This window comes from Alkalicoccus saliphilus (assembly GCF_003044065.1).
GTDB classification, from domain to species: domain Bacteria; phylum Bacillota; class Bacilli; order Bacillales; family Salisediminibacteriaceae; genus Alkalicoccus; species Alkalicoccus saliphilus.
This window is the reverse complement of the sequence record NZ_PZJJ01000031.1, coordinates 19385-29513: the sequence shown is the minus strand read 5'-3', so window position 1 is coordinate 29513 and position 10129 is coordinate 19385. Positions and strand designations below refer to the sequence as shown.

Here is a 10129-nt window from a genome sequence, read left to right as displayed (position 1 = left end):
CCAAATGATCCTAAGACCATTATCTAGAAATATCTCGAGGTGTCCAAGAGGAAAGTATCCTTGAGAAGAAAGCAAGAGAAATTGATAAGTTCCAAAGGGACTTAAACATACTATACGAGGAGGGACGGCTGATGAAAATCATTCAAGCATCCTTTATTTGCGTATTGTTCACAGCGTGTGCTCCGCAGAATGCCGTAGAGGAGGCGCCGGAAGAAACCGGTAATCCGGAACCCGTGGATATACTGGAGAGCAGTCCGGAGGCTGATATTTTATACTACAACAGGATTGTTTACTCCAATGCGACGGATCTGGAACATTACGATATCGATGACTACGAAAAAGGAGAACTTCTCGGGGAAATCAAAAACACTTCCGCTGATCCTCATGATTTTGATGAATGGACAGCTTCCGTCCTGCCGGAAGGGACGGAATTGTACGCGGCAGAAGAAGGCCATCCGGGTGGAGTCATTATCGCAGACACCGGGGAGGAAGAAATTTTGTATCATCCGCTCATCGAAGGATAAAAAAGGAGGAAGCTATGGACATCAAAGAATTGACTGAAGATGAACTCGTGCCAATGAATCTGCTTTTACTAGCGGATCCTTCCAAGCAGATCGTTGAAGAGTATGTTAAGAGAGGCCGGTGCTTTACAGCACAGGAGGGCGGCGGAGTCACCGGTGTGTATGTCCTTCTGCCGACAAGACCTGGGACAGTGGAACTCGTGAACATTGCGGTACTGGAAGAGTATCAAGGACAGGGCACCGGCAGAGAGCTTGTCCTGCACGCAGTGAATGAAGCTAAAAAAGCCGCATTTAAAACGCTGGAAGTCGGTACGGGAAATTCCAGTATCGGCCAGCTGGCGCTCTATCAGAAGTGCGGATTCAGAATCGACGGAGTGGACCGCGATTATTTTGTAAAGAATTATCCGGAGCCGATTGTAGAAAACGGAATTCTCTGCCGGGATATGGTCCGTTTATCGCTCGATCTGCAGCCACAGGGCGTAAATAAAGGTCTTTAGTAAAGGGGACGAAAACAATGCTTGGATATTACAATCAGCTTTCTTCCGAAGTATATGATCTCGATAAACCAGTCGGCCGTTCGTTTGGTGACGTGGAATTTTATACAGACAGACTCGCCTCCTGCAGAGGAAAGGTTCTGGAACCGGGAGTCGGTACCGGCCGGATGCTCGTACCGCTGCTTGAAAAAGGAATCGCTGTGAGCGGATTTGACGCATCAGAGGAAATGCTGAACATCTGCCGTCATCACTGCAAGGAAAAAGGACTGCACCCAACGCTCTGGGAAGAAAAAATGGAGTCGTTTTCGTCTCCGGATACGTACGAAGCGATCATCGTGCCGACCGGTACATTTCTCCTGCTTTACGAAAGAGAAACAGCCGTTCAGGCATTAAAAAATTTTCGCCGTCACCTTTCGGACGGGGGACGTCTGATTCTCGATATATTCCTGCAGGCCGGTACGACCTTGGGCAGTACGGTCGAGAAATCGTAGGAAACAACTGCAGGTGATATCATCACGCTGACGAGCCGCGTCGTCGAAGTTGACCATATTAACCAATATACCGTTACGCACAACCGGTACGAAAAATGGCGTCACGGCAAACTCATTCAGTCGGAGCTGGAACGTTTTCCTGTCCGCTGGTTCGGAGTGGAAGAGTTCCGGATGCTCCTGGAGCAGACAGGATACACAGATGTTATCATCTCCGGCGATTACCGCTTCGGAAAATATCCAACAGGGGCAGGCGAGGTTATCACGTTTGAAGCTTCTTTCCGTAGAGAAAACAGATGAAGAGTCATTTCAAAAAGAAGGTTGGGGAGGATAAAAGAGGGAAACACATTTAGTAGAGGGGGTAAATATATGATAAGAAACATTTTATTCTACGTAATTATTCTCGCCATTATTGTGACTGTCGTACGGATAATTTAATGGAGTTACGAGCTGCAGGATGTCCCCAATAGTCAAGAACAGCAGAAATTACATAGTTTATCTTTCGGGAGGGAGCGGCAGTGGAAGACGAACGGAAGTATATCGGATTTAAGAAACGATTTGCTGGATTCGTGATACCCTGTGTTCCCGCTGTCAGAAAGCTTCAGGAGGCTGATCGATGTGAGAATAATAAGAAATATAGCTCTTTACCTCATTGTTTTTGTCGTAATTACTGCCCTTCTCCGGATGCTTTAAAAAGCTTTTCTGGAGAGCGTTTTCACGATATAGAATAACAAGCGGCACATCCACCCCAACCGCCGGAGAGGAAGAGGTTTGGAGCTGTTATTATTGCCACCCTGATTCTTATAGCAGTGGCAGTGCTTTTATGTATACGGCTTGTACAGCTGTCGGCTATATTATGAGTGGTATCACAAAGCGGAGAAACAAACTGCATCACCTGCTTGCGAAAAGTATGTCTTACGGATAAATAAAAACATATCAATACGAAAGCGATTGATAACAAACATTTATACAGAAGGGATGAAGTACTATGAGCAGTTATTCAATTCAGGAATTTATGGAAAAGACCGAGCGCAGCGAAAGCCCATCGGAGGTGTTCGGCCTGCAGTCAGAGCGTATTCTGGAAGTCGATCTGACAGACAACGTATGGGCTAAAATGGGAACGATGATAGGCTACACGGGAGATATTAAATTTGAACGCGAACGTGCTCTGGAGCACGGAGTGGAGAGAGCGGTTAAAAAAACGTTTACTGATGAAGGCGGCGAACTGATGAAAGCATCCGGCCGCGGCCGCTTATTTCTTGCGGATCAGGGGAAACGCGTGACGATTCTCGATCTTGGCAGCCAGCAGCTCACCGTGAACGGCAACGATCTGCTTGCGTTTGAGCCGTCCATCGACTGGGACATCGAATTTATGCGGAAAGCTGCGGGTATGATGGCGGGAGGTCTCTTTAACATTACGCTTCAGGGTGAAGGGAAAATTGCCGTAACGACGTACTTCGAGCCCCTTACACTTCCTGTAACCAGTGACCAGCCGGTGTTTACCGATCCATCAGCAACCGTTGCCTGGTCGGGCGGATTGACACCTGAATTTCATACGGATATCAATTACCGCACCTTTTTAGGAAAAGGAAGCGGGGAGTCCATTCAAATGAAATTTTCCGGCGACGGCTTTGTGATTGTGCAGCCTGGATTTGAAACAGAATAAATAAACACTTGAGCGGTCCGATATACTTCGGACCGCTTTTTTATGCTGCGAATCATAAATGATTACGTCTGCGGAAGGTCACAAGTCTGGTAGAAATATAGGGGAAGCTGGTAGAATTGTGCGAATGGTTGGTAGTATTATCCTTTATTGGGAGAATTAAAGTGGCGGTTGGTAGAATTCCGTACGTGGGTTGGAACTATTCCGAAAAAAATTGGTAGAATTCCGCGGCCGTTTGGAAGAATTGCTGGGCCAGTCCTCCCCGTCAGATTCATGAACCCCGTATCTCCCATTAAAAAAAGGTTCAGGACGGTTTGCCCTGAACCTTCACAGATCTTGTTCCTTTCTTTTGAGTCACGTATTCCCGGTCTTTCTGACTTTTTTCTTTCTTATCCTCCTGCGTTTTTTTAATTTTCTCTTCGTATTTATCCAGTTTATTCTGCACCCGCATAATGTGACGGGAAAGCCTGCCTTTTGTCTGAGCTGCCTGAAGACGCTGCTCGTTGCCTTTTTTCATTCTATAAGAGTTTCGTTTAACCGCTCTTTTGGATGAATAGGACGTTATCCCTGCTTCTGCTTCTTTTACCTGCTGCCAGGCGGACATTTCGATTTCACTTTCCTGATCAAACGCAGCGTATAGCTGATTGATTTTCTTTTTTGTACGGGAAATTTTCTTTTCATTACTCGTTTTGAGTGCCATGATGAAACCTCCTTAAAAGTACAATCTGTTAATAATAGTATAATGCGAATGAGAGTGAAAGTCCTTATAAAATTGCTTTATTTTACAATTTTACTTTCTTCATCACGGTTATCGATAAATAGGGCATTTTGAGACTTTTTTTTACATAAATGAAGCCGCGCTGTAAATACAAAAAGCTCCCTGAGAAAGAGAGCTGACAAATGATTTTTTAAAGATTTTATGTAACAGCATAACGGTCAAAACTACTCTTCCGCACCGTAAGTTTTCAACTGTTCAAGGAAAGCGTTAATGCTTTCTGCAGACTGCGTATAAATATATAAAAGCAGAAGCAGGATCAGAATTAGAACTGACGCTCCGATTCGGAACAGGATAACGCCGTCCACGTCGGACCACGATTTAGGATAAATAGATTTTCTTTTAATAATAAGCAGGGCGAGTATCTGAAAAACGAGAGCAATTTGGAAAAGCAGGTTCTGCTGCGACTGGATTTCATGAATCAGCAGGAGCGGCTCTAGTTTCATAGAAGAGTTTTCCGGAGCTATATGAAATGTGTCCGGCGCCTCGTTTAACCCCCGGTAGACTTCAAGTACATCATCGTCTTTTTCATAGGAATAGCCTCCCGGAAACACTTCCTGCTGATAATGGGAAGCGAATATGACAGCGAGCGGCAGAATAAAAACAACAAGGATAATGGCGGATAATCTTTTCAATGCAGGGCTCCTCTATTCAGGGGGGCGTGAAGCCGGGTTAACCAGCCGCGGTTTTTCTATGATGCGAAGCGGCAGCTGCCAGAAGGGCCCACCCGCAGATAAGAAGAAAGTACGGTGGATGATCTAAATAAAACAGGGAAAACAACGTAAGCGGGACGAGGATGATTCCGCCCGCGAGAACTGTCTGCAGGTTTTTTTTCATGCTGAACGTTTTGTTTATCAGTATATAAACGAAAAGGAAAGGCAGGCCCCCTAAAAGGAAGCCCGCAGCGAGCAGGTGGAGGTAGCTGCTTCCCGCAAGTTCCAGCAGCTGATTAATTGTTACCATCCGGAAGGAAGACCCTCAAGAATTTCTTCCGTATCGAGGGGGGCGAACCAGTCATCGAAAAAAGAATAGTGTACTTCTGCTCCTTCATAAAGAAAATGGAGCACCCACTTACCGGTTGTGTAAAACTCTATTTCGCCAGTTTCTTCATCGTAGTGGGCGTTTGTACGGACCTCTTCCCATTCAAATCCGGGTATGCCTGTTGCGACGGCTGTCAGATCCTCCATACCGATCGTATCAGGGGTAATTTCTTCTGCTCCCTGCTCGAGTTCATAGCTGAAGTGGATAGTGCGTTCGAAGCCGGAGGAGTCTCCTTCATTTATTTCTTTCAGAAAAGCTGTATGAACCCCGGCGGTACCCCGCTCTTCCACCGGCTCCTCCAACTCCGGCGTGAAACGCACATCCCTGTCGTCGGCTGACGTGCCGTCATCAAGAGCGCCGCTGATGTGCTGAAAAAGCCTGCCCGCTTCATCTTCGTCAAGCTCGGCAATTTCTCCACTCTCCACGCTGGTTTCACCAGCAGCCTGTATTTCGAGCCCGTATTCACTGGCAAGCTCCTCGATCTCTTCTGCCGGTGCCTCACTGCACCCGGCGAGGAGAAAAACTGTACCTCCTAATGAAAAAGCTAAGTATTTGATATCGATCCCTCCCTGGATGATCCGGACTTCAAAACGGCGGAATAGATACTGTATCCAGCCGGCTGATTCATGACTACCAGACAACAGGCACGTCCTCGAGAATTTCCTCTGGATCAAGCGGTACGAACCAGTCATCCGAAACAGAAAACTGTACTTCTTCGCCTTTATAAAGAAAATTAATTTCCCACTGGCCGGACGTGTAAAACTCGACCTCACCGGTGTCTTCATCGTAATGGGCACTCGTATGAATCTCCTCCCAGTTAAATCCGGGCATACCGGCTGAAAAGGCTCCGAGCTGATCCATATTGATTGTGTCGGGAGCAATTTCCTCCGCTCCCTGTTCCAGGTCATAGCTGAAAGAAACGACACGGTTGAAATCAGCATATTCTCCGGAAGGTACTCCTTCTAAAGAAACTGATTGAGTGCCGCCGGTGCCCGGATCGTTCACCGGCTCTTCCAGCTCCGGTGTGATAGCGACATCGCTGTCGCCTTCCTCTGTACCATCTTCCAGTGCATCGCTGATGTACTGGAACAACCTTTCTGCTCCTTCTTCATCCAGCTCGGCCATTTCGCCGCTTTCCATATCGGTTTCTTCCAAAACGTGTACATCAAGTCCGTATTCGCTGCCAAGTTCCTCAATTTCATCTTCCGGTGTGTTGCTGCATCCGGCGAGCAGAAATACAGCACTGCCTGCGGCGATTGATATGTATTTGATAATAATCTCTCCCTGGATTATCCCCGTTTCTGCGAGGGATTTTTTGTCTGTACGTAACTTATGGGAAAGTATACGCGAGAAAACAGGTCATTTCAATTAATTGGAAGGTTACCGTGACGTCAGGTTTATGAAAAAGGAAAGAGTGGAAGAAGCGGATAAAAAGAATGTTTAAGAGAGGAGTTTTTCTTTTCATGGACTATTTTACTCTTTTAATAATCAACCTTTTCGTCATTTCACTTCTACTGATAGTTTTCGCCGTATTATATCGGAACAAAACGAAGAAAGATAAAGGCTGGGTATTTAATTATTTTAAGCTGAGCTACCGGAGAAAACTGATACGCACGTGGATAAGTCTGCCTATGTCGCTTATTGCCATTTTTCTTCTGTACATCATAACAGACTGGGCAGAACAGCTTTATATTACGCTCGGTGTTCTTCTCGTGGTGACTTTTTTGATTCAGCTTATTTATAACTACGTGAAGTGGAAACGAGAAGAAGTGGGTGATTAAACTGGTACCGCCAGTGTTTCAGAAAAACTGAAGTTATGAAAGGTTATATAGTAATTATACCTATACTAAGTTTGCTTTCCTGCATTCAGGGTAGTTCTTTAAGAGCAGTAATTATTTTTTACATAGGAAAGGACGCGTTTATAGTGAAAAAGTATTACATACTCAGCAGTGCCGGAGTCCTGCTTCTTGCCGGATGCGGAAACGATAATGCGGGTGAAAATGAAACGGATAACACCGGGGTGGAAGAAGAAACTGCAGCAAACAATGAGGAAGAAACAGAGGAAGGCAGCGAACCCGAACAGGATGAAGAAGCAGTGGAAGTTCTGGAAGAAGCGTTGAACACCCTTGAAGGAATGGACAGCTCCTACCGGGAAGTTTCCGTGGATTCCATGGTAGAAAAACAATCCATTTTTATTGAAGATGGAGAAATCTTTATCCATACGGTTCGGGAAAACGATGAAAACGAGGAACCGCTGTATACGTTCACGGACCTCGATGATCCGGATTATTCGATCATCTACAGAGAAGGGGACGACGAAGCGGTACGCTACGAGACCCCTGCTCCTCCGACGGAAGACACGCTCTGGTTCCGCATGGAAGCCGGCCAGTACGAAACCATGCTGGAAGAAGCAGATCTTCATTATGAAGGGGAAGAAGAAATAAACGACTACAACACCCATGCCCTGAAAGTGGACGGGGAAACGACAGAGGACCGCTGGTTTGAGGAGGAAAACTATATACAGGTACGCCATGATATGGATGAAGACATGGAAGTAGAGATCGAAGGAGAGAACGCCTCGGACGAAGTGGATATGGATTTGAGCGAGGAAGTGCTCGACTTTGAAATCAATCCGGAATTTGATGAATCCTTATTCGAAGTGCCGGACGACATGGAGCTTACAGAAGGAACCGAGGAAGACATGGTGGAAGTTATTGATCAGGATTAAACAGCAATAAAAAATGTTCTATTTATCCGGCTGCTGATTTATTGGAACAGGTTTTTGAAAAAGAAAGAGACCGGCTGACAAAAGCTCCGTACCGCAGGCAGTCTGCAGGTGCGGAGCTTTTTTGGTGTGTTAATTTCCGGGTGCCGTGGCAATTATTGAAATAAAAGAAAAGAGGGATTTAATTCCAGTTAGAAAAACATATGATACGATAAGATTGTATTGGAAGGTCAACTTAATTTTCAGGTTCTGCTTCGATAAAAGACAGGCTGTTTTTGTATCAGGTCATTTTCCGGATAGAGCACTCCGGGGAAGCAGTTTTTTATCCGAAAGAATATATCTTCTGTTCAGCTTCAATCTTTATTTGTTTTAGGAGGCGGTTACTCGTGAAACCTGCATTACCAACATGTGAATCCTGCAGTTCGCAGTTAACGTGGACTCAGTCCTTACGTGCCCAGCGTTTTTTTTACGAATATACATATTGTCCACACTGCAGGGAAAAGCAGTTCATACATACTCACAAAATGCACCTTTCCCTCATCCTTCTGGCTGCTGTATCACCACTCATAATAAATCTTTTCTTCGATTTATCGATAGCTGGTTTCTTCGTTTTGTATTCAGCAATTATAACGATTGGCTTTGTAGTTACTCCTTTTGCTTACAGTCTGAAGTCAAAGGACCCAAATCTTCCGATAAAAGCTGACGTGACCCGGGGGGACCCCTGTGATTGAATACGATAAGCTGTTCTTATTAAAATGTTCGGGGAATGCTGACTGTTGCTGCGTTGAACCCCCCTTTTTCAACGTTTCGAGGCAGAGCTTTACATCTGAAGCCGTCTTATACGGGGAGGCTCTCGATTTCTTTCCAACACATAAGAAAAACAGGGTTGTTTCCCAGCTATTGTTTAAAAAGAAACAGGGGGTATCCTCTATTATAGCTTGTTGATTAAGCCTTTCTTTCAGAATATATGTTCTATGAGTTGTACACCTCTCTCCTGCCCTTACCGGCGGAAGCAGGGAAGCGTATAACTATTCATAAAAAAAATACTTTATAAACAGTCTGCAATAAAGAGGATGTCCCATAAGGGAAGGAGCACGGCTTCGCATGGACCAAGCCCTGGCAGAAAAATCCCGATCTGACAGGGTTTTAAAACCTCGGTCCGGCCCCACTCGTGCTTTTCAGGCTGTCTCTATGAACCTTTGGAGACAGCCTCTTTATTAATATAGAAAGTTAAAGGAGGAGTTATAAATGTCCCTATGGAAGTTTCTTTTAATCGGGATGGTCATATTTACCGTACTCGCTCTTCCGGCATTCTACTATTTTTCAGGTATGCTGACGTGGGATATTCTATGGAATGCGGGGCTGCCTGTGATCATAGCCCTTGTAATTGTTTATTTTCTTTTTTTCAACAAGAGAAAATAATAGTTTACTTATTCTGCTTAGTTAACCTGTATACAGCCAGATTCACAGGAAGCCGGAAAGGTGTGCGAAAGGAGAATATTCCATGACAGGCGACGTTTGGAATACCGCGTGGACAATTCTGCCACTTATCATCGTAGGGATTATTGCTGTATTTGTCGTTATTCGAATGAAGCAGAAGGCCAAAAAAGGCACCCTCGGCAGGAAAAAAACAAAAGAAGCGCAGTCGATGCTGGACAGCTTAATCCCCCTCGGTATGATAGCCGGTGTTACTGTATCTATATTTATTGGTATATTTTTTCCGGGGTTCTTCCTGTCAAACATCGGTCTCGGCGCCGGGATCGGTTTGTTAGGCGGGTATATTGCTTACGAAATGTACAGCCGTAAAAGGGAGAGTTAATCGGGGAGCACAGGCGCTCTATAGTTTTTTTATCTCTTCCACAAGTTCAGGAAGCCCGTGCTGAAACAGGTGATCCCCGCTGTCGAGGAGACGGAGTTCTGCCTGCGGAAGCTTTTGTTTGTACAGCTTCAGGTGGGAGGACGGCACAATTTCATCGTTCCGGCTGCCAATCAGAACCAGGCGCCCGATGGCGGGAAGCCTGGAAGCAAAATCATTCAACAGAGCGAAATCGTCTGATTCCCATCCGGTTTCTTCTGACCAGTACGGCGAAGCAACAAGAAATAATGCGGCAGCGTCCGGCGGGTGAGTAGTCTCCGAAAGATACTTCAGCAGAACAGACCCTCCAAGGGAATGGCCGATAAGAATGACTTCCCCATCCAGTTCGGCAAGGGCTTTTTCAAGGCGGACTTTCCAGGGAGAGTAAGCAGGGTTTTCTGGAGCGGGCATCGCCGGAGCGGAAAAATAAAATTCGTCCCCGAGAGACTCTTTTAAATATGTTGTTAAACCGGTACTTCCCTCATGAACCCTCTGAGGTCCTGCGCTGTGAATAAACAGCACCTGCTTCTTCATAAATTTTCCTCCTTTTTGCATTCTGGTATTTAA

The 10129-nt window shown here is 45.6% G+C and carries 16 protein-coding genes; 10 read left to right on the top strand and 6 right to left on the bottom strand.

Annotated features, from left to right (window positions below):
- Positions 1-131 precede the first annotated feature (131 nt).
- The 5 genes from C6Y45_RS14415 (at position 132) to C6Y45_RS14400 (ending at position 3169) form a co-directional block, all read left to right on the top strand.
- On the top strand, positions 132-524 hold the full coding sequence (locus tag C6Y45_RS14415) for a hypothetical protein (RefSeq protein ID WP_107585934.1): 393 nt from the start codon (positions 132-134) through the stop codon (positions 522-524).
- A 14-nt stretch (positions 525-538) separates the two neighbouring features.
- A complete protein-coding gene (locus C6Y45_RS14410; RefSeq protein ID WP_107585933.1) occupies positions 539-1018 on the top strand; it encodes a GNAT family N-acetyltransferase in 480 nt (159 codons plus the stop codon).
- Positions 1019-1035: 17 nt separating this feature from the next.
- Positions 1036-1506, top strand: coding sequence for a class I SAM-dependent methyltransferase (locus C6Y45_RS18150; protein WP_342752448.1), 471 nt, complete (start codon positions 1036-1038; stop codon positions 1504-1506).
- Between the two features lie 171 nt (positions 1507-1677).
- Positions 1678-1803, top strand: coding sequence for a hypothetical protein (locus C6Y45_RS18145; protein ID WP_342752447.1), 126 nt, complete (start codon positions 1678-1680; stop codon positions 1801-1803).
- Positions 1804-2491: 688 nt separating this feature from the next.
- A complete protein-coding gene (locus C6Y45_RS14400) occupies positions 2492-3169 on the top strand; it encodes an AIM24 family protein (RefSeq protein ID WP_107585932.1) in 678 nt (225 codons plus the stop codon).
- A gap of 301 nt (positions 3170-3470) precedes the next feature.
- Here the strand turns inward: C6Y45_RS14400 and C6Y45_RS14395 are convergent, their stop codons facing one another.
- The 5 genes from C6Y45_RS14395 to C6Y45_RS14375 all read right to left on the bottom strand — a co-directional run bounded on the left by C6Y45_RS14395 (position 3471) and on the right by C6Y45_RS14375 (position 6122).
- Entirely contained in the window at positions 3471-3866 is a 396-nt protein-coding gene (locus tag C6Y45_RS14395; protein WP_107585931.1) for a hypothetical protein, read from the bottom strand.
- Positions 3867-4108: 242 nt separating this feature from the next.
- Positions 4109-4576 carry a hypothetical protein gene (locus tag C6Y45_RS14390; RefSeq protein WP_107585930.1) on the bottom strand — a complete coding sequence of 156 codons (468 nt, stop codon included), beginning with the start codon at positions 4574-4576 and terminating at the stop codon, positions 4109-4111.
- A gap of 37 nt (positions 4577-4613) precedes the next feature.
- Positions 4614-4904: a hypothetical protein gene (locus tag C6Y45_RS14385; RefSeq protein ID WP_107585929.1), complete on the bottom strand. Its 291-nt coding sequence runs from the start codon at positions 4902-4904 to the stop codon at positions 4614-4616.
- On the bottom strand, positions 4898-5623 hold the full coding sequence (locus C6Y45_RS14380; protein WP_107585928.1) for a hypothetical protein: 726 nt from the start codon (positions 5621-5623) through the stop codon (positions 4898-4900). The genes C6Y45_RS14385 and C6Y45_RS14380 overlap by 7 nt, the downstream gene beginning before the upstream one ends.
- Positions 5613-6122: a hypothetical protein gene (locus C6Y45_RS14375; RefSeq protein WP_107585927.1), complete on the bottom strand. Its 510-nt coding sequence runs from the start codon at positions 6120-6122 to the stop codon at positions 5613-5615. The genes C6Y45_RS14380 and C6Y45_RS14375 overlap by 11 nt, the downstream gene beginning before the upstream one ends.
- Before the next feature lie 323 nt (positions 6123-6445).
- Between C6Y45_RS14375 and C6Y45_RS14370 the strand changes: the two genes are divergently transcribed.
- The 5 genes from C6Y45_RS14370 to C6Y45_RS14350 all read left to right on the top strand — a co-directional run bounded on the left by C6Y45_RS14370 (position 6446) and on the right by C6Y45_RS14350 (position 9526).
- Positions 6446-6763, top strand: a complete 318-nt coding sequence (locus C6Y45_RS14370; protein ID WP_245922672.1) for an ATPase — start codon at positions 6446-6448, stop codon at positions 6761-6763.
- A 143-nt stretch (positions 6764-6906) separates the two neighbouring features.
- Entirely contained in the window at positions 6907-7710 is an 804-nt protein-coding gene (locus C6Y45_RS14365; RefSeq protein ID WP_107585926.1) for a hypothetical protein, read from the top strand.
- A 383-nt stretch (positions 7711-8093) separates the two neighbouring features.
- Positions 8094-8438, top strand: coding sequence for a TIGR04104 family putative zinc finger protein (locus tag C6Y45_RS18210; RefSeq protein WP_160058418.1), 345 nt, complete (start codon positions 8094-8096; stop codon positions 8436-8438).
- Positions 8439-8955: 517 nt separating this feature from the next.
- On the top strand, positions 8956-9129 hold the full coding sequence (locus tag C6Y45_RS17680) for a hypothetical protein (protein WP_160058416.1): 174 nt from the start codon (positions 8956-8958) through the stop codon (positions 9127-9129).
- An 82-nt stretch (positions 9130-9211) separates the two neighbouring features.
- Positions 9212-9526, top strand: coding sequence for a hypothetical protein (locus C6Y45_RS14350; RefSeq protein ID WP_107585923.1), 315 nt, complete (start codon positions 9212-9214; stop codon positions 9524-9526).
- An 18-nt stretch (positions 9527-9544) separates the two neighbouring features.
- Here the strand turns inward: C6Y45_RS14350 and C6Y45_RS14345 are convergent, their stop codons facing one another.
- Positions 9545-10096, bottom strand: a complete 552-nt coding sequence (locus C6Y45_RS14345; protein WP_107585922.1) for an RBBP9/YdeN family alpha/beta hydrolase — start codon at positions 10094-10096, stop codon at positions 9545-9547.
- Between the last annotated feature and the right edge of the window lie 33 nt (positions 10097-10129).